Source organism: Thalassobacterium maritimum, from assembly GCF_031127805.1.
In the GTDB taxonomy this organism is placed as follows: Bacteria; Verrucomicrobiota; Verrucomicrobiia; order Opitutales; family Coraliomargaritaceae; genus Thalassobacterium; species Thalassobacterium maritimum.
Map to the genome: position 1 here is coordinate 1 of NZ_JARXHW010000005.1, position 24,616 is coordinate 24,616.

Genomic DNA, 24,616 nt, shown 5'->3' on the forward strand with positions numbered 1-24,616 from the left:
CACGCGATTCGAAAAGTTGCAGACGACCTTTGCCGCGATGGTCGCCATCGCGGCAATCCTCGTATGGATCAAATTTTAATTTAAAACACTACCTAAGCTGAACGACGGCGCAGCATGACGAAGGTTAAAGCCGAGAAACCAGAGAGTAGTGCAAAAGTGCCTGGCTCGGGGACGACTGTGATATTGATCCCCTCTAGGGTGAATTCGGAGGTAGCTTCCGATCCAGTTAGAATGATCGAGTCGCCTGAACTTAGCGCGATTGGACTTGTAGGTGTATAGATATCTTGAGTGCCATTAAAGCCAGTAACTCCTGTGAACAGGTTGATGCTGCTGCCTCCAATTGTAAGTTTAGCCCCATCAGTCGCATCGCTTCCGACTTCACTAAGATCGATGAAATTGAATAGGATGTCTGTAGAAAAGGTTATTGTAATCGATTCCGATGTTCCGTCAATAAAATCGTTAGTTCCGGTGCCGCTATCGATTCCGAAGTCGCCAGAGTTCGAGTTGAAAGTTCCTCCACCTGCAGTCAATGTGATTGTAGTGTTAAAACCATTGTCAGTGTCTGTCAGTGATTCATTGATCGTAGCCAAGCCATCGTAAGCACTGTTTCCTGTTGGATCGAATGTCACGGAGCCGGAAGCCGAAAAAGCAAAGCAGCTGATGGCTGCTGCGGTGAAGAAGGTTTGAGTGAGTTTCATAGGTCGAGTTGGTTAGTTGTGGATTTTCTAGAATATGCAAATTTAGTGCCAAAATACAATACTTTTATACTTTAGATCTACATTGTGCCGATTTTACTTCGCTTTTATGACAAATGTGTGAATTTGACCTTAAAGGGACGGCCTTATAGCCTGTCTGTAGAGTTGAAACCAGCACATAGCCGATTGGGAGTATGTCAGGAGGGGACTGCATGAGCCGCTGAGGGCTGTATCGCACCGCACAAAAAAGCGGAACGTTAAATCACGTTCCGCTTTCAAATACATTGTCCGGCTCGATGCTCTTAAACTAGCCCGAGCACCATTTTGCCTTCTTCGGTGATCATATCTTGATTCCAAGGTGGGTCCCAGACGATGTTGACCTCGGCTTCGCTTACGCCAGGCACGCGTTCGAGTTGGCCTTTGGCGTCTTCAGCGATTGCGGGGCCCATGCCACAGCCAGGGGCTGTCAAAGTCATGTCCATGTCGACTTTGTGACCGCCTTCCAGCCGTTCTTTGGTTTCGAGTGAGTACACGAGACCTAGATCGACGATATTGACGGGGATCTCGGGATCGAAGACCTTTTTGAGGGATTCCCAGAGCGCGTCTTGCTCGGGGGGGCCGTCGTGGTCGTGCTCGCTCTGTGCCGCTTCGGTCACGTCCTCGCCGAGGGCGTCGCCATCGACGCCTTTGATACGGAACATGCCGTTGTGAGTCATGACGGTGAAGTTGCCGCCGAGGCGGTGGGTGATGGTCACCATTTCTCCCTCGGGCAAGCTCATGGGCGTGCCTTGGGGGATGAGTGTGGCCTCGACTTCGCGAGTGAGTGTGCGTTGTTCGTCCATGGTGGCTGAGGTTGGAGTCCCGCCTTCAGGCGGTTTCGGTGCTTTTATGACCGCCCAAGGGCGGGACTTCAACAAATTGTGTTATTTAATCTTTGATTCAAATTTATTGTGAATCAATTGGCGGAGATTTTCGGCCAGCTCGTCGCTGTCGATCTTTTCGATGACCTCTTCGAAGAAGCCGAATACCATGAGCTGCATCGCGACGCGACGCGAAATCCCACGTTGCATCATGTAGAAGAGCTCTGCTTCATCGACGTTGCCAGTGGTGGCGCCGTGGGAGCAGCGCACGTCATTAGCCAAAATTTCCAAGCCGGGCAGAGAGTTGGCATCGGCGGTGGGATCGAGCAACAAGTTGCGATTGGTCTGGTAAGCGTCGGTTTGTTGCGCCCCTTCGGCGACTTTGATCAGGCCGGAGAAGATGGTGCGGCTGTTATCGAGCAGCGCATTCTTATACAGTAGGTCGGATACGGCGTTGGGCGCGTTGTGCGTCTGAAAGGTGCGCTGGTCAAATTCCTGCGATTCTTCGGCGACGGTCAATGAATACATCTTTACGTCAGCGCCGGGACCTTCGATGCGGGTCTGGCTTTCGAAGCGGGCGCGCTCGGCGCCGATGTTGACGGCCACGTTTTGCACCTGTGCATCGCGCTCGGCTACCGTGGTATCGAGTTGGAAGGAGACTGTCTTTTCGTTCCAGTCTTGCACGATTTTACGAAACACGTGGGCATTCGCTCCTGCGTGGATGTTCGACACGGAGATGTTGAGTGCTTCGTTTTCCGTGGTTTCGGAAAAGAAGATGTCGACTACCGATGCCTTTGAGTTGTCCTCGGCGATGATTAAGGTGTGTGGGAAGACCGCGGCGCGGGCACCACTGGTCCAGTAGTAATTGACGAAGGGTTCGGCGATTTCGACCCCCTTTGGCACATACAACACGGAACCCGCCTTTACGGTGGCCGCGTGTAGGCCGAAGAATTTTTGTGAACCTAGCTCGGTGGACTCCTGCAGGAAGTATTTCTCCAAGAGCTCTGGATGCTGTGCGATCGCTTCGGCCAGCGGCAGATAGATCACGCCTTGCTCGGCGAGTTCTTGGCTGACGCCTTCGAAGTTGGCGGGTGCATCGTCCACGTAGACGCTGCGGCCGGCACGTGTTGATACCAAGTTCGAGCGCTCTGTGAGTGCGTCGAGTGTGGCGTTTGCAGGAGCTTCAACAGGCGCGAAGTCGTCGATGCTGAGCTTGCCGACGCTGGCAAAGCGCCAATCTTCGTCGCGGGCGGTGGGCATGGCGAGGCTCTTAAATAGATCCACACCTGCGGCGCGGCGTTTTGCGAGCCAAGTCGGTTCGTCGGTGATGCTTGTAGGCATGGGTTGTTCTGAAATTGTTGTCATTCGATGTTCAAAGTTGGACGTTCAATGTTCGACCTCCGTTTCCCCGGTGATATCACCGAGGTCGCGGCGTTAGCCGACGCTTCCTTCCATTTCCATGTCGATGAGGCGCTTTAGCTCGACGGAATACTCCATCGGGAAAGCTTTCATTAGATCATTTACGAAGCCGTTCACTGCCAGGCTCATGGCTTCGCCCTCGGAGAGTCCGCGTTGCATCATGTAGAAGATTTGCTCTGCGCTGACTTTGGAGACACTGGCTTCGTGCTGCACGGTGTTGTTTTGGCCGCGAGTTGTGATCGCGGGGTAGGTGTCGGTCCGACTGTTGGTGTTGATCAGCAAGGCGTCGCACTCGGTATTGTTTTTGCAATTTTTGAGGTGCTTGGGCATGTGGACCTGGCCGCGGTAGGTGGAGCGGCCCTTGCCGATCGAGATCGACTTCGAGATGATGTTACTGGTGGTGTTGTCCGCCAAGTGCATCATTTTTGCCCCGGTGTCCTGGTGCTGGCCGTCATTGGCGAGTGCGATGGAGAGCACTTCGCCGCGAGCGCCTTTGCCCTTGAGCACGACGCCTGGATACTTCATGGTGAGGCGTGAGCCGATGTTGCAGTCGATCCATTTGACTTCCGCGCCCTCGTCGGCCATGCCACGCTTGGTGACGAGGTTGAAGACGTTGGACGACCAGTTCTGAACTGTGATGTATTGAATTTTGGCGTTTTTCAGTGCGACCAGCTCAACCACCGCGCTGTGCAAGGTGGCGGTTTCGAACTTGGGTGCGGTGCAGCCTTCCATGTAGGTGATCTCGGCACCTTCATCGGCGATGATGAGTGTGCGCTCGAACTGACCGAAGTTTTCCGCATTGATACGGAAGTAGGCTTGCAGTGGTTGCTTGAGCTTTACGCCCTTGGGCACGTAAATGAAGCTGCCGCCCGAGAAGGTCGCGCTATTGAGTGCGGAAAATTTGTTGTCCGAGGTCGGGATGACCTTGCCGAAGTAAGGTTTGAAAATTTCGGGATATTTGGCCAAGCCCTCGGTTGAGCCGACAAAAATGACGCCCTCTTTTTCCAAGTCCTCCTTCATGCGGGAGTAGGAGGCTTCCGAGTCAAACTGAGCTTCCACGCCAGCGAGGAACTTGCGCTCCTGCTCGGGGATGCCGAGGCGCTCGAAGGTTTCCTTCACGTCGTCGGGCACGTCGTCCCATGAGCGCGCGGGTACTTGTCCCTTGGATAGGTAGTAGCGAATCTTTTCGAACTCAATGTTCTCCAGATCTTCGTCTGCCCATTTGGTCGGCATAGGCTTTTTATTGAAGATTTCGAGGGCCTTGAGGCGGAAGTCGAGCACCCATGGGTCTTCGTTTTTGACCTTGGAAATGTATTTGACGGTCTCTTCGTTGAGCCCCACGCCCGCATCGAAGGCGTAATCTTCTGGATAGCTGAAGTTGCCCTTCTCGGTATCGACCTGTATGGCCTGGTCTTGTAAATCTGTATCGCTCATATTTGAAACTTGTTAGAATTTAGGAGTCAGAATTGTGCTCGCTTACGCGCTGGCGCCGGCGAATTCTTCTTTGACCCAGTCGTAGCCTTTGCTTTCGAGCTCCTTGGCCAGTTCTTTATCGCCACTGTGGACGATGCGGCCGTCGTACATTACGTGCACGACGTCAGGCACGATGTAGTCGAGCAAGCGCTGGTAGTGAGTGATCACGAGGAAACCGCGCTCCTCGCTGCGCATGTGGTTCACACCTTCGGAAACGATGCGGAGCGCATCGATGTCGAGGCCGGAATCAGTTTCGTCCATCACGCAATACTTAGGCTCCAACATGGCCATTTGTAAGATCTCGCAGCGCTTCTTTTCGCCTCCGGAGAAACCTTCGTTCAACGAACGTGCAGTGAACTTACGATCCATCTTGAGTGAATCCATCTTCGCGTAGAGCTCTTTGTAGTATTCCACCGCATTGATGTCTTCGCCTTCAGGGAGACGTGCTTGGCGAGCGGCGCGGATGAAGTTAGCGATGCTCACGCCAGGTATTTCCATCGGATATTGGAAGGCCAAAAACAAGCCCGCGTGGGAAATTTCGTCGGCTTCTTTGCCCAAAATGTTTTCGCCATCAAGCAGGATCTCGCCGCTCTCGACTGTGTAGTCCTCGTGGCCAGCCATGACTTTGGCCAGAGTGCTTTTACCTGTGCCGTTGGGCCCCATCAGTGCGTGTACTTCGCCCTTAGGGATGGTCAAGCTGAAGTCTTTTAGGATAGCTTGGCCATCGATGGAGACATTAAGGTTTTTGATTTCGAGTGTGTTCATTGTGATGCGGGATACGTTTTTCGTTTAGCGTGATCCGAGTGGTTTTTAGTTTTCTAATTAAGAGTTGAGTGATGGGAAGTGACTGTCGCGTTCGGAGCTGTGGCTGGCTTAGGAGCGCTCGCTAGTCATGGCAGCCGTTGCATTTGCCGTCGTAGGCGATGTCGATGTGTTGAGCGGAAAAGCCTTCCGGCAGCACTTTCATGAGTGCCTGAACCAGTTCATCCGACAGGTCGATGTCTATGATTTCGCCGCTTTCACGGCAGTAGAAGTGCGCATGTTGGGTGAGATTCGGGCAGTAGCGCGTAGGTTCGCGCTCGAAGTTGACTTGGCGAATCAGTTTTGTTTCGACCAAAGTTTCGAGGCAATTATAGACGGTGGCCAAGGAAATGGTCGGCATGTCTGCCCGTGCTCGGGCGTAAACCTCGTCCGCGGTCGGGTGATCGCGCTTCTCTAGTAGGAGTGCATAGACATGCTCACGCTGCTTGGTTGCGCGTTGACCGCTGCCTTCGAGAGCGTGATCTAGCAGATCTTTATACTGTGGTTCGAGTCGCATGGTGAGTGGTAGGCCTGATTAGTCGCTTATAATAGTCTCGTGGATAATGAGACCAATTAGCAATAAAGCCTAGGTGCGCTCGAACTCAAGCAATAATTGGAATTATTCTAAATATCATTAGTGTCCCTGTTGGGGACTAGTGCTCGCGCTTTATGTCGCCTATTCAGTTCGAGGCTGTGTGTAGACGTCCCTCTTTAGATCTCTTAAAACATGCAAGTCGCCCCAGATTTGCGGGGGGAGGGCGGTGCTCGTCTTCTTCCTTTTCAGGCCAAAGGCCGCTCGATTGCGATGCACAATGTCTTCAACAAATACCTTCGAGCCGATCGCCGTGCCATCTGCAAAATAGCGCACTCGCATCCGTAGTAATTCGTGAGTTGAAACATGTCCCTTGTCGGCGATGACCTTTTCTAAAGCTGCAGGAGAGATAGACCCTTGGTCTTTAGTGGCTGAGCCTTTGCTGACGTATCCCTTTCCAAATAGAATCAAGCGATAATTTGCGATGGCTTGTGAGAATGTGTCCTCCTCGGAGAAAAGCTTTATGATCGCATCCTTCTGCGCTTTACGCCCGGCCATGGCAGCCGCATATCCGCACCAGCGATAATCTTTTGGGTCATCCACCATTTCCGCTCTAATTGGATTTAAGTCGATGTAAGCCGCGACCTTAGCCAAACTTTCAGAGGCGTTTTCCACAATCAAGCTCTTATAGCGAGAAGCCCAGATCGTGCCCTGATTGTCGTGCTTATGATTATACCAGATAGTAAAGCGTTGTTTCAGTTCGCGCATAAAAGCCGACAAGTCTCCCATGCGCGCTAGAATACGTCGGCGAGCCACTTCGGCGTCCGGCCCTCCGATTCGGAGAAGAGTTTGCAGTTCTTCCACTGAATAGGTCGACTGCGGAACCTTCTCCGCCCCATAATAACTCTGGTAGCGGTGTAGCAGTTCTCGATCCGGCAAGGACTCGATTGGAGAAATACGAACGAGCAGGTGCACATGATTCGACATGATGCAGTAGGATAAGATTTCTATCCCCGCAAAGCGCGCTTGTTGTAGTAATAGACGGACAAAAACCTCTTTTTCTTGATCCCCAAACAGATAGGCTTGGCAAGCCGTTCGGCAGATTAAGTGATAAGCCGTAGTGCTCTCGGAAATAATCAAGCGTCGTCGATTCATGCACCGAGCTTCGACTAAAATACTTCATTTTACAACAATAAATACGCAGGGTATTTATTGTTGTATGATGATTTGTATATGTTCCCTAAATTGGGCTTAGAGTTTGCGGAATGTTGCTTGGTCGATCCAGCCTGTGATTTGGGCTTCGGTTTGGATTTTTAGAAATTGATTGTGCTGATCGAGGATGCGTGCGCGCTCGCCCGGGCGTGCGGTGCCGGCTTCGGGGGCGGCGCTGGCGGGCGCGTGGCGGAGTTCTATGGGACTATCGGATAATACGATTCCAGATGCTTGTTGGGTGGACCGCACTGTAAGGGCAGCACAGCTGATTAAGAGGGCGATGGCCGCGAAGCTGCTGGTCAGCTTGAGCAGGATGGGGCGTCTGAAGCCGCCGATACGTGGCAGCAGTAAGCTTGCGAGTAATCCCCAAAAGCTTAAGCACAGGCTCCAGATCCAAGTTTGCTGAGATAGTAAATTGGCTGCGCTTTGCCACCAGGTCGTGGGCACTTTGTAGAGGCCTAGTTGCTGACGTAGGGCGCCAAGTTTATAGAGATAGTTGCGGTTGGTGGGCGCGAGGCGGACGGCACGTTCGAGTTGCCAGACTGCGTCGGCTGCTTTGCCTTGCTGGAAGAGGCTGAGCGCGAGATTGTGGCGAGCGGCTGCGCTTTCGCTCTCTGCGAGGCTGCGCTCGAAGGCGCTGGCTGCCTCGGCGTATTGGGCTGCGTGATAGGCGTCTAGGCCGTCGCTAAAGCTGTCGGCTTGTGCGAGGGGGCTGGCCAGTAGCAGCGCCAGGAGATAGAGCGGCAGCAGTTGGGTGAGTTGCAGGATTTGCTGGATTCTGGAGGAGGCGTGCGGCGCGGCGCTGGCTGTGCTGTGTGCTAAGTTCATATCGCTTTCAATATCCTTTCCAGTTGTGACTTTGCGCTGGAGAGATCGCTGTGCGTGCGGTTGCCGGCGAAGCGTTGTGCGTCGGCTGTTTGGAAGAGTTCGCGTGTTTGGCTAATGATGGGCTCGGGGATTTGTTGCTGCTCGAGCTGGGCCACGAGTTCGTTGATGTTGGCGGTGCGGAGGTTCTGCTGTGTGCGGCAGGTGACGGCTAGGCGCACGGCGTTTTGGGCGTGGGCGTAGAATTGCTCGCTGTCGGTGGCCTGTTGTGCGGATTTGGCGAGTGTGCGTCGTTCGTGTTTGGCAGCTTGTAGATCGGCGTAGCTGGCGTCTTCTTTGAGCCGTCGCTTGTGGCGCATCCAGAGGGCGGTGGCGAGTAGAGCGGCTGCGATGATTGTGTTAATGAGCCAGATAGAAGTTTTTTGTAGTTTCGAGGAGTTGAATGTGGGATTGTTTTGTGGACGGTAGTCGAGGGTGAGCAGGGCGTCTTCGATGCTGAGCTCTTTTTGTAGGGGACGTGCGCTAGTGCTATTGGTTGTCTCGGTGGTGGGGAGCTGATTGTTGATCGGTGCAGGAGTTGGCTTGTCGGAAGGGCTGACTTCAATCGGAATCGGTGGCGAGCTGAGCTCGGTGTAGCGTTCGGATTCGGGGGCGTAGTATGCGAAGCTGATTTCGGGGATTTCGATGCTTCCTGCTTGGTTGGGAATCATTACATAGTCGAAGCGCTTGGTGCCGCGCAGTACATTACCTGGGTTGTGAGCCGAGAATTGTGATTCGGGCTCGTAGGAGCGCCATTCTTGATTGTTGGGTATGTTGGGGCCGTTGATGCGCTCGAAATTGCCCTGACCGGAAATTTCGATGGAGAGCATGATGGGTTCGCCTACTTGGGTGTGATCCCGGTCGGTGTAGACTTTCATGCTGAAATCGCCAATGGCTCCGGTGAAACTATCGGGTTGGTCGGCTGTGGGGAGTGCGAGTACTTCGACTTGGGTGGGTTCGTTATATACGGTGAAGCGTTCGGATTGACCGAATAGGTCGTCAAATAGGCTACCGCCGAATCCGCGTCGACCGAAGGGATCACGGCGGTTGTTTTGGCCTGGAATATTAGCCGATATGGTAAATTGGAAGCTGAGATCTTGCTCGCCGGTTTGTATGGGAGTGATGGTGAGTGGCCAGTTGTAGACTTGATATTGTCGGCCGTTGTAAAATTCTCGACTCTGCTGGCTTTCTGGGAGTTCGCTGATCGTGAAGCCGTCTGCGCTGCGGTCGAAACTATTGAGACTAGTGAGGCGAACGTCTTCAGATACGTAGAGTTTGAGCTCAATAGCTGTGGTTTGGCCGACATAGAGTTGCTCGGGAGTTTCGGCTTTTAGAAAGATCAATTCGTCGGTGGTGGGGCCTGCATCGGCCGAGCGTTCGACGGTTTCGAGGGTGGCGGCGGGCACGCGGTAGGTTTCGCCTTTGTATTGGAAGACGTAGCTAGGAATGGAGAACTTCCCGACGCGGGGCGGTTTCGCATCGATGATGAGTTGCTGGGTGACGCTGTATTCAGCGGTGCCGTTAATAATGCTGGTTTGTTGGCTGGTGGAGGTGCGTCCATTGCTGAGTTCGAGGCCGCCTGCCTGTGGAATGGGTAGGCTGGTGACGCGTTCGATCTCGGGCTTTTGGCTGCTATCGGTTTCCTTGATTTCGACCACGTATTGCGATTTGTCGCCCATAGCGATGCGCGGTGGATTGAAGCGTGCGGTGACATGGATCTGCGCTGAGGCGGAGAGTGCCAGCAGCGTGAGACTGAGTGATAAGAATAACTGTAGTCGATGCATAGCTGAGAGTTTACCAGTCGCGGAGGTCGCCTTGGCGGCCGCTGCGGGATTGATCGATAAAGGGGAGAAGGGTTTCTTTGCCTTGGAGGGAGTCAAGTAAGGCGGCCGCTTCGGCTGCGGTCATGCCCTCGACAGCTTCGCCGGTTGCACCTGTAGCAGCGCTTGAGCCCTCTTCGTTTGACTCGTCTTCGGTGGCTTCGGGTGCTGCGCCGGCAGGAGACTCTTGCTCGGCGTCGTCTTCATTTGCTTCGCCGGGCTGGGGGATGTCGTCGACGGGGTCTTGCGTGGATTCTTGCTCCGCGCCTGGAGGGCTTCCTTGGGAGTCGGACGCTTCGTCTTGGGAGCCGTCTTGAGATGACTGTGGGTCCTCGGCGCTGGAATTGCCTGATTGGCTGTCGGCTTGGTCGGAGGATTGCTGGTCGCTCTGATCTTGCTGGGATGAGTCCGATTGCTCGCCTTGTTGAGAGTCTTCCGATTCTTCGCCTTGCTCACCTTGGTCCTGTTCGCCTTGTTCGCTCTGATCTTGTTCGCCTTGTTGGGATTCTTGATTCTCTTCGGACTGGTCGCCCTGTTGCTCGGAGTCTTCGGATTGATCTTGTTGCTCTGGATTTTGTTTTTGTTGTTCTTCGATCAGCTTTTCAATCATTTCACGGGCGGCGGACACTTGTGCCAAGTCTTGTTGAATGGATGTGTCCTCGGGGGCGATCTCTTGTGCGGATTGATAGAGTGCTTCCGCTTTTTTGATTTGTTCGAGTGCGGTTTGCGGATCGCCCGACTGATAGGTCTGGCGAGCCTGTTGGTAGTTCGCGTAGCCTAAATTGTAGAGTGCGTCGCCCTGGAGTTTGAAGTTTTCGGTCTGGGCGATGGCCGTTTCATAGCCTTGGATTGCGCTTGGGTAATCGCCTTCGCTGAGTGCTTGGTAGGCGGAGTTGTAGAGGCTGCGGGCGTCGCTCCTTTGTGGCGTGTCCGCGGGGGCTGCGTCTGTGGGGGATGTGCTTTTTGCTTCGTCGTTTTGTAGAAATGGAATGGATGGCCCTGCTTGCAGTAAAGTGAGGCACTCTTGTCGCTCGCGGGGAGTGATGGCGAGCAGTGCCAGTATCGCGAGGCTGGAGTGTATGGCTGCGCTACGCCGGCGGCGTATCAAAACTTCCAATACGAGGCAGATGACAGCAGTCGATAGGGCCCATTGAAAGCGTTCGATGTGGATCTCTTGCAGTTCGGACTCGCGCTCTTCGCGGGGGAGGGTCGCGATGACGGAACGATAGAGCTGATCCAGTGATGCGTTGCTGAGGCGGCTGTAGCTGCCGCCAGTGGTCTGCGCGATTTGTTGTAGTGTACTCTCGTCGAGCTGGCTGCGCACAGGTTGCCCTTCGGCATCGCGCACGAATTCTTCGATGCCCTGAGCATTGCGGATTTTGAGGTATTCCCCTTCGGGGGTGCCGATTCCGATGGCAAAGACTTGAATGCCTTCGGCTTGCGCTGCAGTGGCGGCCTCTGCGGCGTGGCCACCGAGATCTTCACCGTCGGTTAGAAGCACGACCACTTTGACATTACTTTCCGAGGGGAAGGCTTCGGCGGCTTCTTTTATGGCATTGCCTAAATCGCTGCCTCCACTGGTCATGATGCTGGGATCCACGGCATCCAGACTTTCACGGAAGGCAGAGTAGTCGAGGGTGGGTGGGGTTTGCAAAAAGGCTTGGCCGGCGAAGGCGACCAGTCCGATGCGGTCGCTTTCGAGACGTTCGACTAAGTCAATGATGGCGAGTTTCGCGCGATCTAGGCGGGTCGGGCGCAGGTCGGTGGCCAGCATACTCTTGGAGCTGTCGAGCACGAACACGATATCGAGGCCGCGGGCTTTACGCTCGGACCATTCGATACCGAGCTGGGGGCGAGCCAGGGCGATCCCGATAGCGCCCACTGCGAGTAGTATGCAGCCCGCCTTTAGCCCCGTGCGCATGCGGCTGGCTTGGGCTGTGAGTTGGTCGAGTAAGCGGCTCGCGGCAAAGCGGCTGAGCAGTACGTCGCGACGTTGAAAGCCATATGCGAGCATACCGCCAAATACGAGGAGTAGGAGCGGAGTGAGCGTGAGCCAGACTGGTTCTTGAAAACTCATGGCAGGCGGCGGTAGCGGGTGTTGCGGAGGAGTTGTTCGAGTGCGAGTAAGAGCAGGCCAAGACTCGCGGGCCAAACAAATAACTCGGTGAAGGTGGAGTAAGAGCGCAGCTCGATTTCGGTGGTCTCGAGCTCATCGATTTCATCGTAGATGCGCTCGAGGTCGCCGTCTTGTGTGGCGTTGAAAAAGCGGCCTCCGGTGAGTTCGGCGATTTGAGTGAGCTCGGTTTCGTCGTAATTGGAGATGTCGCTGCGGCCGCGATAGACCGGGGCTCCCTGGTTGTCGCGGACGATGCGTCCGTTGCGATCCGTTTCTGGTATCGGGACGCGGCCCTTTTTACCTGTGGCGATGGTGTAGACTTTGACTCCTAAGGTTTTCGCCACTTCTGCGGCCGCGATGGGGGAGAGTGTGCCTGCGTTGTTTTCGCCATCGGTCAAGAGAATGATGATACGGCTGCGGGCCTCGTGGTCGCGCAGACGATTGGCACTCGCGCCCAGTGCGGTGCCTATGGCGGTGCCGCCGCCGTCGATTTCGCCGAGTTCGAGGCGTTTCAGATTACGCTTGAGCCAGTCGTGATTGAGGGTGAGTGGGCTGACTACGTAGGCGTTGGCGGCAAAGGCGACCAGCCCGATACGATCGTAGGTGCGTTTATCAATGAAGCTGTCGACCACGCGCTTGGCGGCGTCCAAGCGGGTGACGATGTCGTCACGAGTGGACAGGTCAAGTGCGCGCATGGAGCCGGAGAGGTCGAGTGTCACGACGATGTCGATGCCTTCGGCCTCGGTGCTATCGTTCATGCGTCCGATCTGCGGGCGCGCGAGTGCGACGATCAAGGCGGCGAGTGCCAATAGTCGTAGGCCGAACAAAAATTGGCCAGGGCGACTGTGGCGATTTTGGCTGATTCCTTTGACAAGAGAGATACTCGAGAATCGGACCGCTGCTTCGGGGCCCATACGGCCAGCCCACCATGCCAGGATTGGGAGTAATAATAAAAGTAGGAAAAATGCGGGATCGTCGAATTGGAAGAAAGTCATGCCTGCGCTCCTTCCTTTTGTGCGATCGCATGCGCTTGTTCGATGAGTTGACGCACGCTGTGGGTGATCTGGCTGCGTGTCTCTTGGCTCGCTGGCTTTTGCGCAAATTTGATCTGATCGAAGGTCCTCAGCAGCTCGGCGAGTTTTTCTTGAAACTCAGGGGCGAAGCGAGTGTCGCCTTTTAGGTTGCGTAGAAACTCTTCGCTGGTGCGTGAGCTGAAGCGTAAGCCGAGGCCTTCTTCGAGGTAGCGGCGTAGGGCTTGTGAACTGAGTTGGGCGAACCTTTGGTCGTCGTTTTCAGTGAGTCGAGCGGCTGTTTCCAGTTCCGCGAGTGCACTTTGGCGTGGGCAAACAAAGCTCGGGGCCTGGCTGCGGGCTCGCAGTAAGCGCCAGATGAGCAGCCCGAGTAGCAGGCCGCCGACTGCGACTGCTAGTACGATTTGCCATGTCTCGTATGTGGGGATTTCGATGGGGCCGCGCACGCGATCAAATGTCGGCCCTTCGGGGAGGGGCGGCAGTTGCGGTGCGGATGCGGGCATTTGTGCGAGAAGGCTCATCAAAAATTCTTGTGACGGATCATTGGTTTAACTTTTCGATTTAATGTCGGCTCGCGCGGCGGGCGAAGAGTTGGCGCAGGGCGGGCAGGTAGGGGCGGTCGGTGCTGGCTTCGATCCAATCTAGGCCCTTTTTACGCATCCCAGTTTTAAAGTTTTCACGGCGTTGTTGGGCTTGCTTTTTATAGCGCTCACGCACGCTGCGGCTACTGGTGTCGAGCTCGACCATTTCGCCAGTTTCGGCGTCTTCGAGCGTGATCAGTCCGACTTCGGGTAGTTCATATTCGCGCGGATCACTCAGTGCGATGCTGACTAAGTCGTGGCGCTGGTGGGTGAGCGCCAGTGTGGTGAAGAGAGGGCGTTCCTGCTGGGGGCCCTGTTCATTTTCTAGAAAGTCGGAAATGAGAAAGACCACGCTCTTGCGGCGTTGCACACGGTTTAGGTAGTCGAGTGCGGCCTTGTGGTTGGTGCCTTTGCCTTGAGGCTTGAAAAAGAGCAGGTCGCGGATGACACGTAAAATGTGCCGCCGTCCCTTTTTGGGGGGCAAGTAATGCTCGACCTCGTCGGTGTAGATGAGCAGGCCGACCTTGTCATTATTTTGCGAGGCGGAAAATGCGATGACGCTGGCAATTTCGGCGGCGCGCTCGCGCTTGTTTTGATCGATCGAGCCGAAGATGCCCGAGGCACTCAGATCAATCAAGAGCATCAGCGTCAGTTCGCGTTCTTCGCGAAAGACTTTGACAAAGGGCCGATCCATTTTGGCCGAGACATTCCAGTCGATGGTGCGCACGTCGTCGCCGATGGCGTATTCGCGCACCTCCTCGAAGTCCATACCACGCCCTTTAAAGGAGCTGTAGTAGGCCCCTGTCACGGAATCTGTGACGAGGCGTCGCGTGCGAATTTCGAGGCGACGGACCTTTTTGATGATGTCGGATGGAGTCACTATGGATGAGTGATGGGGGATGAGTGATGAGTGATGGGGGATCGGTGGTTTAGGCTCAAGGCACGGGGACGGCGTCGAAGATCGATGTGACGAGATCTTCGCTGGTGATTTCTTCGGCTTCAGCTTCGTAGGAGGGGATCACGCGGTGGCGCAGCACATCCATGCCGATTTCTTTAATATCCTGTGGGATCACATAGGCGCGGCCTTGCATCAGCGCCCATGCCTTGGAGGCGAGTGTGAGGCTGATCGTTGCGCGCGGGCTGGCACCGAACTGGATGTATTGGCCAAGTTTGAGATTGTATTGTTCCGGATTGCGGGTGGCTAGAATCAGATCGACGATGTAGTCGCGGATCTTGGGATCGACATAGACTTGATTGACCAATGTGCGGGCTTCGCTGATCGCGGCCAAGGAAGTGACGGCGTCCACGTTTAGGTTGGGAGCTGTCGAGGACATGCGATCTAAGATAGCGCGCTCGTCTGCTTTACTAGGATAGCCGACCTTAAGCTTGAGCATGAAGCGGTCGACCTGTGCCTCAGGTAGCGGGTAGGTGCCTTCTTGATCGATCGGGTTTTCCGTGGCCAGCACCAGGAAGGGTTCAGGCAGCGGATAGGTTTCGTCGCCGATGGTGACCTGGTGTTCTTGCATTGCTTCGAGCAGGGCACTCTGCACCTTGGCCGGGGCACGGTTGATTTCGTCGGCGAGAATTAAATTCGCGAAGATGGGACCTTTGCGGGTGTGGAAGGTATTTTCCTTGGGGCTGTAGATGAGTGTGCCGATAATGTCCGCTGGCAATAGGTCGGGCGTGAACTGAATACGTTTAAAGTCGGCCGCAGTGGCTGTTGCGAGAGTGCGGATGCTGAGCGTTTTGGCCAGCCCCGGCACACCTTCCAGTAGCACGTGGCCATTGGCCAGTAGTCCAACCAGTAAGCGGTCGACCAAATAGTGCTGGCCGACGATGACGCGGGCGATTTCTTCGCGCAGCGCTGGGATCCATTGGATCGCCGACTGCAATTTCTCTTCAATGTTAGGTGCGTGTAAATCTTGGCTCATAAAACTTGTAGTGGTAGGCAGAAGCGCTCGGGAAGCATAAACTGACAGGGGAGAAAACGAGAGGTTTCATGGCAATCAGAATATTGCATTGTTTGCTCCTATGTGCCTTATTGTCTCATATGCCTGCAACCATTTTAATTGTTGATGATGAGAAGAATACCCGCGAAGGCCTCGCGCTGGCGCTGGAGGACGAGTATGAAGTCTATATGGCTTCCGGCGCGGACGAGGCTTTTAACCTGATGGATGCAGAGAGTTTTGATGTCGTTTTGACTGATTTGCGGATGGCGGGTAAGTCGGGCCTGAAGGTGATTGACCGTGCCATTACGCTGCCGAATCGACCGATTTGCATCATGATGACTGCCTATGGCAATGTCGAAACTGCGGTGGAAGCGATGCGGCGTGGGGCGTTCGACTTCCTGACTAAGCCGGTCAGCCTGGAAAAATTAGAGATTTTAATCAAGCGAGCGTTACAAAGTCGTCAGATCGAAGAAGAAAACGTCGTGCTGCATGAGCGTCTGGATAAGAAATATAGCTTTAATGGGATCGTGGGCAATTCGCCTGGTTTGACCGATGTCTTGGACAAGGTGAAATTAGTCGCCCCGTCGAAAGCCACTGTCTTGCTTGAGGGGGAGACCGGCACGGGTAAGGAACTCATCGCTCAGGCCATACATCAAAACAGCAATCGCTCGCGTCAGGCCTTTGTGCCGATTCACTGCGCCGCCTTAGCGGCCAATTTATTAGAGAGCGAGCTCTTCGGTCACGAAAAGGGCGCCTATACCGGCGCGACCGAGCGGCGCATCGGCCGCTTTGAGGCCGCCGACGGGGGCACGCTCTTCTTGGATGAAATTGGCGAGATTGACGCGTCGACCCAAGTCAAACTTCTGCGTTTTTTAGAAACGCGCAGCTTCGAACGTCTCGGTAGTTCCAAGTCGATTCACGTAGATGTGCGTCTCGTATGTGCGACCAATCGTAATTTAAGTGAGATGGCCAAGAGCGGTGAGTTTCGCGAAGACCTCCTGTATCGTTTAAATGTAGTCACGATTAATTTGCCGCCTCTACGTGAGCGCAAGGAAGACCTGCCCGTTTTGTTGAATTATTACATCGATCAGTTTGCGGAGGAGAACGACTTGCCGCCGCCAGATCTGAGTGACGGGGCGATTCGCGTGCTGCGCGCCTACAGCTGGCCCGGCAACATTCGGGAGTTGCGTAACTTTTGTGAAAACACAGTCGTCCTGAAGCGAGGCAATGAAGTGACGGAGTATGATTTAGATGCAAAATACTCTGCCGTCGCGGGGGCGGAGGCGACAACGCACGAATCGCCTCTGCTCTCCGCGAGCCCCACACTGAGTAAGGAAGAAAATGAGAAGCGCTTACTGCGTAATGCACTCATGAAAGCCAACGGTAATCGGACGCATGCGGCGGAGCTGATGGGCATTAGCCGCCGAACCTTGCACCGCAAGTTAATCCAGTGGCCCGAACTCGACGTGCAAAAATAAGCCACGCCGCTAATAGTTTGACTCTCTATGTCTAGCATTCAAAAAGAGAGCACTGTTTTTTTATTAATACCTGAGAATATACCAACGACGATTGACCATGAATCTTGGCAAAACGCTTTTTTTACTACCCTTTGCGCTGATCACTTCAGTCCATGCCGAAGAAATCCGCATCGCTGCTTCTGATTTGCTTGCTGAGTATATTCAAGCTCCGCTTGAAGCTTATGGGAGTGAGTATGACACGACTTTTACTATTGATAGTATTGGAAGCTTGCCCGCACTCGACCGCTTGCGTTCTGACGAAATTGACCTGGCGATTATCGCCGTGCCTGAGGGCTCTGAAGTTCCGCGTGAGGAGTTTAGTATCTATCCGTTTGCCTATGATGTGGCAGTGGTCGTGGTCAATGAAAGCAATCCGCTCGACGAGATTAGCCTTTCTCACTTAGGTGGTATCTTCGGCACCAACGAAGAGTTTAGTTTCAATACTTGGGGTGAGCTGGGGCTTTCTGGCTGGGGTAGTCGAAATATTAAGCCGCTGGCAGGTACTAGTGAAGAGAGTATCGCGCTAGAGTTGTTTAAATACTCTGTTTTCAAGGGAGGTGCGATGAAGCCCAGTGTCGCGATGGTAAAGGATACTGAAATTGAAGATTTGTTACGCTCCGAGCTCGCTTCTATTGCCATTTTGTCGCGCATGCCGACTAAGAGCAGCGTTAAGGTGCTGATGGTCTCCTCGGGGAGCGACTCCGATGCGCCTGCATTTGGTCCTTCGGATGATAATGTGCACTATGGAGACTATCCGATCCGTCTCGCCTTTTACATTGCCTACAACCCGCGCGATGCAGAAAAGTTGCGTAAAGTGATTCGCGAATTGTTTGACGATGAGGTGGCTAAGAGCTTGCGTGAAAACGACTTAATTGCCTTGCCTGATACGGTTCGCCGCAAACTTTTGATCGATTTAGACCTCGAACAGTAGGTTTTGAAAAGTTTTTTGAAGTTTTTTCTAAAAACTCATTGACATAAGGAGTTGGATATAGATTCTACCGACTTCTTCAACGAAAGTGAGTGTAGCTCAGTTGGTAGAGCACTACCTTGCCAAGGTAGATGTCGAGAGTTCGAACCTCTTCACTCACTCCATTTTCTTAAAGGCCTCCGATCACTTCGGAGGCCTTTTTTATGCTCAGATGCTTCGATCTACTCAGAACTGTAGCACATCATGCGGATCGTATGTGCAACTATTGGCAGGCGGGGCTGGAGAGCGTCTCCTGCCAACGAAGTAGCCGTCTGTCAGTGTAGGATGTGCAGGATGTGCGGGATGGCTAGAGTGGCCGGCTGCTGACGATGCGCCATCGCCCCGTGGTATTTTTACCAATGCTATAGAGGCTCTCAAAGCCGTCCTCGGTCGCGTAGCTCACCCGCATGCGCATCTGTGGCTCAAGTGTCGGGCCATATTCAATCCCATTGTGGGTGTAATGGATGGTTTCTTCGGGGCGCCCACTGAGTGGCTCAAATTCGATGCGAGCAATGGGTAAGCCGAGCTCGTTGATGAGCGCGCTCTTTAGTAAGCTTATAGTTTGCTCTGTGCTGCCGCTGAGTTCGTATAGGGCCAGCATGGGCCCGAGGCCGCTGGCTTGGTTTGCGGCGCGAAAGGAATCTGCGAAGGCCTGTTGCTCGCGAGTCTCTTGATTCTGGCAGGCGCTCAGGCCGAGCGATAGGCAAATTATGAGAAGTCCAAGCGCTGTGGCGAGGGGAGTGCGTTGCCTGGTGCGCTGTGTTGCGCACCAGGTCGCAAAATTGCGTGTTGAAGCCGCGGATACGGACATCGACGGCTAGTTAGCTCTTGGAGCTATCCTTGGACTCTAGGTTAAGTGCTGTGGCTGCATCGTCCGCTGTGGAGCTTTCGATGGCAGGCGTGGGCATGGCTACCGGCGCCTTGTTGGGCAGCTTAGATTCGATGCGACCGCTTTTAAATCCAGTCGCTACGATGTTGATGTGGCCTAGGTTTTCGATGCCTAGATTCTCTGTGAGAGCCTCTCTTAAGTGGCTTTGTAGAGTTTGTTCTATTTGGCGAAGGCGCCCACCACTGAGTAGCTTAATGCGGATCTCAAAGTGGGTGGTTCGACCTTTGATTGTAATCTTAACTTGTGGCTTTGAGACGTCTTGGATTTGTTCGCAAGAAGTTTGCACCAATTCTACGATGGCCTGGCGGCTCACCATGACGCGCCCGCTTTCTGTTGTGTAGGCCACGACGTTTTTCGGCTGTCGACGCACCAGTAGCAATAGTAAGAACAACAGCGCTAAGACGGTTCCACATATATAGAGGGACTCAGGCTGAGGTAATTGCTGGATGGCTTCGTAGACGTCGCTGAAGTTCATTGGATTACGGGATTAAGTGGAGAGGCGCTGTGAGCAGCGCTTAGTCTGTGTGGGGCTGTTCAGACCAGTCCTCTTTCTCGTTGGCTTCTTCTTCGTCGTTGGTGCGGACTCCGTCGATGATCACATTGACACGAGCGACGTTCTTACTGGTCATCTTTTCGACTTGTTCCGCAATGCGTTGTTGCATTTCGGTGGCCACGGCAGCGAGTTCGACGCCGAAGCGAAGGATCACCCGGATCTCGATGCGGTAATCGCCGACTTCGTCTTCCTCGACACGCACGCCACGTTCATCACCTTTTTTGGAGAAGATTTCAGCGATGCCGTCGACAAAGCCACCACCTACGGCAGCGACGCCACCAACTTCGAGCGCAGCGAGGCGAACGATGCTCGCAACCACGCTGTGATTGATACGAATGTCACCGAGAGTGTTTGAATCTTCGGAGACTGTAGGGATGACTGATTCGTTTGTATTGTCCGGTTCCTTGCTCATAATGGGTATGATAGTGTATTTATTGGCTTAGGTGTAAATATCCTTCGGCACGCGTTCCAAGAATTCTTCAATGTACTTCGTGGTGGCCTTGCCTGCTCTGAAGTGCGGATCACGAATGATGGCGCGCGAGAAGGGGATATTGGTTTTGATGCCGCGGATCAGGTATTCGCCGAGGGCGCGGTCCATGCGGTCGAGTGCGAGTTCACGCGTCTTTCCGAAAGTCATGACCTTGGCGATCATGCTGTCGTAGTAGGGCGGGATGGTGTAACCACTGTAGCAGTGTGAATCGATGCGCACGCCATGTCCGCCGGGCGAGTAGTAGAGGCTGATTTCGCCGGGGCAGGGAGCAAAGTTCCGAGCAGGATCTTCGGCACAGACGCGACACTCGATACAGTGCTTGGTGATCTTGATGTCCTTTTGATCGTAGCTGAGCTTTTGTCCACTCGCGATGAGGATCTGCTCTTTGACCAAGTCTACGCCAGTCACTTCCTCGGTCACACCGTGCTCCACTTGGATGCGGGTGTTCATTTCGATGAAGAAGTAGTTGCCCTTGCCATCCACGAGGAACTCGACCGTGCCAGCCCCTTCGTAGTTGACGGATTTGGCGAGCTTGACAGCGTCGCGCCCCATTTTCTTGCGAATATCGTCGGAGATGAAGGGGGAGGGGGCTTCTTCGATCACCTTTTGGTGGCGACGCTGCACGGAGCAATCGCGTTCGCCGAGGTGGATGACGTTGCCGAATTGGTCGCCCAATAGTTGGATCTCAATATGGCGGGGAGCTTCTAGGAAGCGCTCCAGGTAAACGGCTCCGTTGCCGAAAGCTTTCTCAGCTTCGCTGCGGGCGTTGTTATATTCTTTGACGAAGGCGACTGCATTGTGCGCAGTGCGCATGCCCTTACCGCCACCGCCAGCGACTGCTTTAATAATGACGGGGTAGCCAATTTTCTTGGCCACGGCCAAGGCGTCTTTTTCGTTGTCGACGGTACCATCGCTGCCAGGGATGACGGGGACTTTGGCTTTAATCGCCATGTCGCGCGCCTTGGCTTTGTCGCCAAAGTTGACGATTGCCTCTTTGCCGGGGCCGATGAACTTGATATTACATTGGGCGCATTGCTCGGCGAAGTCGGCATTTTCTGCGAGGAATCCGTAGCCGGGGTGAATGGCGTCGACATCGGCGATTTCGGCGGCCGCGATGATGCGGTCTGCCTTTAAATAGCTGAGATTACCAGCTGCGGGGCCAATGCAAATCGCCTCGTCGGCGAGTTGCACGTGCAGCGACTGTTCGTCTGCTTCGGAATAGACCGCGAGCGTCTTAATCCCCAGTTCGTTACAGGCGCGGACGATGCGAAGTGCAATTTCGCCGCGGTTTGCGATGAGTACCTTTTTAATCATCCGGACGGATTAGGCTGTTTTAATTTTGAAGAGAGGCTGGCCGTATTCGACCGCTTCACCGTTTTCGACGAGCACTTCAGTGATTACGCCGCTCATTTCTGCTTGGATTTCGTTCATCACCTTCATGGCTTCGATGATGCATACGATGCTGTCGTTGCCGACCTTAGTGCCGACCTTAGCAAATGCGGGGCTCTCAGGAGAGGCTGCGGCATAAAAGGTACCTACCATGGGGGACTTGATGATGCTGATGCCCTTTTCTTCGGCTGCGGGGGCAGTGGCTGCGGCTGTCGCAGGAGCGGGTGCCGCAGCGGCTGCGGGGGCTGCAGCGACTGGGGCTGCGGCGTGAATGATTTGAGGCGCATCGGCTCCTTTGCTGCTCAGGCGTAGCTTGAAGCCGTCCTCTTCGAATTCGAATTCGGAAATGTCCGAGCGTTTCATGAGGTCGACGACTTGTTTGATTAGTTTGATGTCCAAGGTATGTCCTTTCTTACAGCGTTGGTTGGTTCGTAGTGTGTTGTGTCGCCGTTGATTTCTCTGCGGCGGTCAATTCAAAGTAAAGTGTATGTAAGGCTAGCTTTTCGCGATGTGCAACGTCTTTGTTACTTTAGAGAGATGCCTGCCTTTCTTTGGGGGGATTGGGCTGGGGCGCTCGTTTATATGCGGAAGATGTGGAAAAAAGGGGCTTTCACTTGGGCTGATTTCGGAGCATTCTACATATAATATGTCAAAGTGCTGCTTTAAAGATGTTAAGATTTCCGGGCTTGTTACCTGTGTGCCCACCGATGAAAAATCGATCGATGATGAGCTGGAGCTGTTTGGAGGAAATGTCAAACAGTTGGAGCGTTTAAAGAAAACGATTGGGCTCTCGAAGCGTCGGGTCGTGGATGACAATACCACCGCGGCGGATCTGTGTGAGCAAGCGGCACGTCGTTTGTTGGAGGCGTCTTCATTGGAACTGGAGCAGGTGGACGCTATGATTTGCGTGACTCAGACGCCAGATTATTCGCAGCCTTGTAATGCCGCGGTATTGCATGGGCGGCTTGGACTTTCCAAAAATTGTGCGTCGTTGGATGTGAGTCTTGGTTGTTCGGGCTACGTGTATGGGCTTTGGTTGGCGCACTCATTGGTGGCCAGTGGAGCGGCTAAGCGAGTCTTGTTGCTCGCGGGGGATACGATTAGTCGCTTGGTGAATGCGAAGGATCGTGCGGTGGCTCCGCTCTTTGGTGATGGCGGCAGCGCGAGCTTGATCGAGCACTCTACTACTATCGCGCCCGCTTACTTTAGCCTGCAGACCGATGGCTCGGGCTATGATAAATTGATCGTACCCGCGGGCGGAGCGCGTCAGCCTCGTTCAGAGGATACGGCTGTCGTGTGCGAAGATGAGGGCGGTAATTTTCGTTCTTTAGAAAATCTCTACATGGACGGCGCTGAAATTTTTAATTTTTCGATCACTGAGGAGCCGAAGTCTGTAAAAGATTTGCTCGAATATGCGCAAGTCGAGGCCGATGCAGTGGATTATTTCGTCTTTCACCAAGCAAATCGTTATATTTTAGGTAATATAGCTAAGCGTCTGAAATTGGATTTGGCCAAGGTGCCGATGCAGACGGTTGAGCAGTTTGGCAATCAAAGTTCTGCATCTATCCCATCGGCCATTTGTGGAGAGCTGGCTGCGCCGCTGGCGGCGCGCGACTCGACTCAGCTGTTACTTTCTGGCTTTGGGGTGGGGCTTTCTTGGGCCAGTGCCTTGGTGGATATGAGTGAGCTGTCGGTTTGCGAATTAATTGACTACTCCCTATGAGCGCCTCATTACCTTTTGCTTTTACCCTTTAGTTGATTATGACAATAGAACAATTCGTGAGTGTCTTTGCGGGAGCCTTGGATGGTGTCAAACCCGGTGAACTGTGTGCTGATACGGCTTTTAAAAAGCTCCCCACTTGGGATTCCTTGGCGATTTTGACCGTGACGGACGCCATTGAGGTCGAGTTCTCTGTTTTGTTGACCAAAACCGATTTTGCGGCCGCGGAAACGATTCAGGATTTGTACGAAGTCGTGAAGACTAAGAAGGGCTGAAGCATTTCTTGGCGATGAAGGACTTATATATATTGGGCGCCGGGGGATTTGGACGTGAAGTTTACGGCTGGCTACTTGATGAGCAGAAGCTGCTGAGCCAATATCGCTTGCGTGGTTTTATCGACGATGCCCCCGCAGCGCTCGATGAAACTCCAATCGATGCCGAGGTCGTCGCGCCCTTTAGTGCTTTGCCAGATTTTGCCCATGCCGCTTTCATTTGTGGGATCGGGAATGTGGAACTAAAGCGTAAGCTCTGTGAGCCGATGCGTGCGAAGGGGGCCGAGTTTCTGAGTCTGATTCATCCGACTGCACTGGTCGGACGCAATGTCAGACTGGGGCAGGGCGTGGTGCTGTGCCCGCGTGTCACATTGACCTGCGATATCGAGCTGGGCGACCTAGTGATGCTGAACTGCCATACCTCTGCAGGGCACGATGTCGTGATTGAGGATTGGGTGACGGTCAGTGCGCATTGCGACCTGACGGGAGGCACTCAGGTCGGAGAGGCTGCCTTCTTGGGCTCCGGGGTGCGTGTCATTCCAGGTAAACGTATCGGCGCGCAGGCAACAGTTGGTGCGGGCTCTGTAGTGATTCGTAATGTGCCCGAGGGCGGACGTGTCTTTGGCAATCCCGCTCGATCTTTTTAGGACTGAGTGTTTTCTGGGGTTTGGCCGGCATAGGCCTCTTCTTCCAGCCCAATCTCTACCAAGCTTTGGATGATCTCATTGAAGCCTTCCATTTGTTTGAGCTGATCCATTGTCTTATTGCTGGAGAGGCGGATGAAAAACTGCTCTTGGCGCAAGTTTAAGCCGTATTCTTTTACGTCCATCAGGGCGCCTAAGATATTGGGAGTGCCTTTTTGGCTGTAGCTAAAGGGCTCGCCGCCGACGAGATGCCAGAAATAGACGTTTTGAGAGGAGCCGTCTTTGGAATATACGCCGAACTCCGCAGGTTCTAAGCGGATTTTGTTGTAGGTGAAGGGAATCGAGTATTCGCGCTCTTCGCGTGTCCAGCCATTGAGCACCCAGCAGGTGTCAGGTGTATGGGCGCCCGCCCAGCGGTAGGAGGCTTTACCAGGCGTCCAATAGGCGATGTAGAGCCCCACAAAAGCGTCACCCTTTTGAAATACGCGAAAGAGAGCGTCGTCAAAATTCAGAAATTCGCTGATTCGAGCGCTCGACTCGGGCGACTCGGCCATGTCGAGGTCTTTGATTTGCCATCCGCTCAGGTTTTCGGGCACGATCAGGGCCAGGGGCTCTTTGAGTGTCGGAGCTGGGGGCGGTACAAATGCAAAGTAAGCGCGCAGGCCTAAACTGCTAACAAGGAGTGCGGCGGCGATAATTAGGAGTGTTTTTTTCATTGGTAAAGTAGTGAGATTGCGACAAACAAACCTAGTTCCTGCTCGGGTTCAAGTCTTAGGCTAAAATATGAGTTTACCTTGTTGGATTCACTGTATTGCCTGCTGC

At 53.9% G+C, this 24,616-nt stretch carries 25 protein-coding genes and 1 tRNA gene; 6 read left to right on the forward strand and 20 right to left on the reverse strand.

Features of this window, described 5'->3' with window-relative positions; all coding sequences use genetic code 11:
• Window positions 1-92 precede the first annotated feature (92 nt).
• The 14 genes from QEH52_RS03355 to QEH52_RS03420 all read right to left on the reverse strand — a co-directional run bounded on the left by QEH52_RS03355 (window position 93) and on the right by QEH52_RS03420 (window position 15,335).
• Window positions 93-698, reverse strand: coding sequence for a hypothetical protein (locus QEH52_RS03355; protein ID WP_308948625.1), 606 nt, complete (start codon window positions 696-698; stop codon window positions 93-95).
• 299 nt (window positions 699-997) lie between these two features.
• Window positions 998-1,612: a putative Fe-S cluster assembly protein SufT gene (gene sufT, locus QEH52_RS03360; protein WP_308948627.1), complete on the reverse strand. Its 615-nt coding sequence runs from the start codon at window positions 1,610-1,612 to the stop codon at window positions 998-1,000.
• A 6-nt stretch (window positions 1,613-1,618) separates the two neighbouring features.
• Window positions 1,619-2,896 carry a Fe-S cluster assembly protein SufD gene (gene sufD, locus QEH52_RS03365; RefSeq protein ID WP_308948628.1) on the reverse strand — a complete coding sequence of 426 codons (1,278 nt, stop codon included), beginning with the start codon at window positions 2,894-2,896 and terminating at the stop codon, window positions 1,619-1,621.
• A gap of 93 nt (window positions 2,897-2,989) precedes the next feature.
• Window positions 2,990-4,408 carry a Fe-S cluster assembly protein SufB gene (gene sufB / locus QEH52_RS03370; protein WP_308948629.1) on the reverse strand — a complete coding sequence of 473 codons (1,419 nt, stop codon included), beginning with the start codon at window positions 4,406-4,408 and terminating at the stop codon, window positions 2,990-2,992.
• Between the two features lie 42 nt (window positions 4,409-4,450).
• Window positions 4,451-5,212, reverse strand: a complete 762-nt coding sequence (gene sufC / locus QEH52_RS03375) for a Fe-S cluster assembly ATPase SufC (protein WP_308948630.1) — start codon at window positions 5,210-5,212, stop codon at window positions 4,451-4,453.
• A gap of 121 nt (window positions 5,213-5,333) precedes the next feature.
• Window positions 5,334-5,765: a Fur family transcriptional regulator gene (locus QEH52_RS03380; RefSeq protein ID WP_308948631.1), complete on the reverse strand. Its 432-nt coding sequence runs from the start codon at window positions 5,763-5,765 to the stop codon at window positions 5,334-5,336.
• A gap of 159 nt (window positions 5,766-5,924) precedes the next feature.
• Window positions 5,925-6,935, reverse strand: coding sequence for a transposase (locus QEH52_RS03385; protein WP_308948632.1), 1,011 nt, complete (start codon window positions 6,933-6,935; stop codon window positions 5,925-5,927).
• A 96-nt stretch (window positions 6,936-7,031) separates the two neighbouring features.
• Window positions 7,032-7,820 (reverse strand): SH3 domain-containing protein, encoded by a 789-nt coding sequence (locus tag QEH52_RS03390; RefSeq protein WP_308948633.1) that lies wholly within the window; start codon window positions 7,818-7,820, stop codon window positions 7,032-7,034.
• Window positions 7,817-9,640, reverse strand: a complete 1,824-nt coding sequence (locus QEH52_RS03395) for a BatD family protein (protein WP_308948634.1) — start codon at window positions 9,638-9,640, stop codon at window positions 7,817-7,819. Before QEH52_RS03395 ends, QEH52_RS03390 begins: the two co-directional genes overlap by 4 nt.
• Before the next feature lie 10 nt (window positions 9,641-9,650).
• Window positions 9,651-11,753 carry a VWA domain-containing protein gene (locus QEH52_RS03400; RefSeq protein WP_308948635.1) on the reverse strand — a complete coding sequence of 701 codons (2,103 nt, stop codon included), beginning with the start codon at window positions 11,751-11,753 and terminating at the stop codon, window positions 9,651-9,653.
• The gene (locus QEH52_RS03405) at window positions 11,750-12,787 is read right to left on the reverse strand and encodes a VWA domain-containing protein (protein ID WP_308948636.1); all 1,038 of its coding nucleotides are present in this window, start codon (window positions 12,785-12,787) and stop codon (window positions 11,750-11,752) included. Before QEH52_RS03405 ends, QEH52_RS03400 begins: the two co-directional genes overlap by 4 nt.
• Window positions 12,784-13,344, reverse strand: a complete 561-nt coding sequence (locus QEH52_RS03410) for a DUF4381 family protein (RefSeq protein ID WP_308948637.1) — start codon at window positions 13,342-13,344, stop codon at window positions 12,784-12,786. Before QEH52_RS03410 ends, QEH52_RS03405 begins: the two co-directional genes overlap by 4 nt.
• Before the next feature lie 40 nt (window positions 13,345-13,384).
• Window positions 13,385-14,284, reverse strand: a complete 900-nt coding sequence (locus QEH52_RS03415) for a DUF58 domain-containing protein (RefSeq protein WP_308948639.1) — start codon at window positions 14,282-14,284, stop codon at window positions 13,385-13,387.
• A 55-nt stretch (window positions 14,285-14,339) separates the two neighbouring features.
• Window positions 14,340-15,335, reverse strand: coding sequence for an AAA family ATPase (locus QEH52_RS03420; RefSeq protein ID WP_308948640.1), 996 nt, complete (start codon window positions 15,333-15,335; stop codon window positions 14,340-14,342).
• Window positions 15,336-15,454: 119 nt separating this feature from the next.
• Here QEH52_RS03420 and QEH52_RS03425 point away from each other — a divergent pair, with 119 nt between their 5' ends.
• The 3 genes from QEH52_RS03425 (at window position 15,455) to QEH52_RS03435 (ending at window position 17,962) form a co-directional block, all read left to right on the forward strand.
• Window positions 15,455-16,831, forward strand: a complete 1,377-nt coding sequence (locus tag QEH52_RS03425; protein ID WP_308948641.1) for a sigma-54-dependent transcriptional regulator — start codon at window positions 15,455-15,457, stop codon at window positions 16,829-16,831.
• A 97-nt stretch (window positions 16,832-16,928) separates the two neighbouring features.
• Window positions 16,929-17,801, forward strand: coding sequence for a PstS family phosphate ABC transporter substrate-binding protein (locus tag QEH52_RS03430; protein WP_308948642.1), 873 nt, complete (start codon window positions 16,929-16,931; stop codon window positions 17,799-17,801).
• Window positions 17,802-17,886: 85 nt separating this feature from the next.
• Window positions 17,887-17,962: transfer RNA gene (locus QEH52_RS03435), tRNA-Gly, on the forward strand.
• Window positions 17,963-18,144: 182 nt separating this feature from the next.
• Here QEH52_RS03435 and QEH52_RS03440 read toward each other — a convergent pair.
• From QEH52_RS03440 to accB, 5 genes are read right to left on the reverse strand one after another with little or no spacing between them, the layout of a single operon-like run.
• A complete protein-coding gene (locus QEH52_RS03440; protein ID WP_308948643.1) occupies window positions 18,145-18,648 on the reverse strand; it encodes a hypothetical protein in 504 nt (167 codons plus the stop codon).
• Between the two features lie 10 nt (window positions 18,649-18,658).
• Entirely contained in the window at window positions 18,659-19,201 is a 543-nt protein-coding gene (gene amaP, locus QEH52_RS03445) for an alkaline shock response membrane anchor protein AmaP (RefSeq protein ID WP_308948644.1), read from the reverse strand.
• 40 nt (window positions 19,202-19,241) lie between these two features.
• A complete protein-coding gene (locus tag QEH52_RS03450) occupies window positions 19,242-19,691 on the reverse strand; it encodes an Asp23/Gls24 family envelope stress response protein (protein WP_308948645.1) in 450 nt (149 codons plus the stop codon).
• 27 nt (window positions 19,692-19,718) lie between these two features.
• Window positions 19,719-21,083, reverse strand: a complete 1,365-nt coding sequence (accC, locus tag QEH52_RS03455; RefSeq protein ID WP_308948646.1) for an acetyl-CoA carboxylase biotin carboxylase subunit — start codon at window positions 21,081-21,083, stop codon at window positions 19,719-19,721.
• Between the two features lie 9 nt (window positions 21,084-21,092).
• Entirely contained in the window at window positions 21,093-21,557 is a 465-nt protein-coding gene (gene accB / locus QEH52_RS03460; RefSeq protein ID WP_308948647.1) for an acetyl-CoA carboxylase biotin carboxyl carrier protein, read from the reverse strand.
• Window positions 21,558-21,804: 247 nt separating this feature from the next.
• On the opposite strand from accB, the gene QEH52_RS03465 reads away from it, so the two are divergent.
• Genes QEH52_RS03465 through QEH52_RS03475 form a run of 3 tightly spaced genes read left to right on the forward strand, consistent with a single transcriptional unit; the run spans window position 21,805 to window position 23,797 of the window.
• Window positions 21,805-22,881 carry a 3-oxoacyl-[acyl-carrier-protein] synthase III C-terminal domain-containing protein gene (locus QEH52_RS03465; RefSeq protein WP_308948648.1) on the forward strand — a complete coding sequence of 359 codons (1,077 nt, stop codon included), beginning with the start codon at window positions 21,805-21,807 and terminating at the stop codon, window positions 22,879-22,881.
• Window positions 22,882-22,919: 38 nt separating this feature from the next.
• Window positions 22,920-23,153 (forward strand): acyl carrier protein, encoded by a 234-nt coding sequence (locus QEH52_RS03470; RefSeq protein WP_308948649.1) that lies wholly within the window; start codon window positions 22,920-22,922, stop codon window positions 23,151-23,153.
• A gap of 14 nt (window positions 23,154-23,167) precedes the next feature.
• Window positions 23,168-23,797: an acetyltransferase gene (locus QEH52_RS03475; RefSeq protein WP_308948650.1), complete on the forward strand. Its 630-nt coding sequence runs from the start codon at window positions 23,168-23,170 to the stop codon at window positions 23,795-23,797.
• Here QEH52_RS03475 and QEH52_RS03480 read toward each other — a convergent pair.
• Entirely contained in the window at window positions 23,794-24,510 is a 717-nt protein-coding gene (locus QEH52_RS03480) for an exosortase-associated EpsI family protein (protein WP_308948651.1), read from the reverse strand. The two genes, QEH52_RS03475 and QEH52_RS03480, sit on opposite strands and share 4 nt — an antisense overlap.
• Window positions 24,511-24,616: the final 106 nt, after the last annotated feature.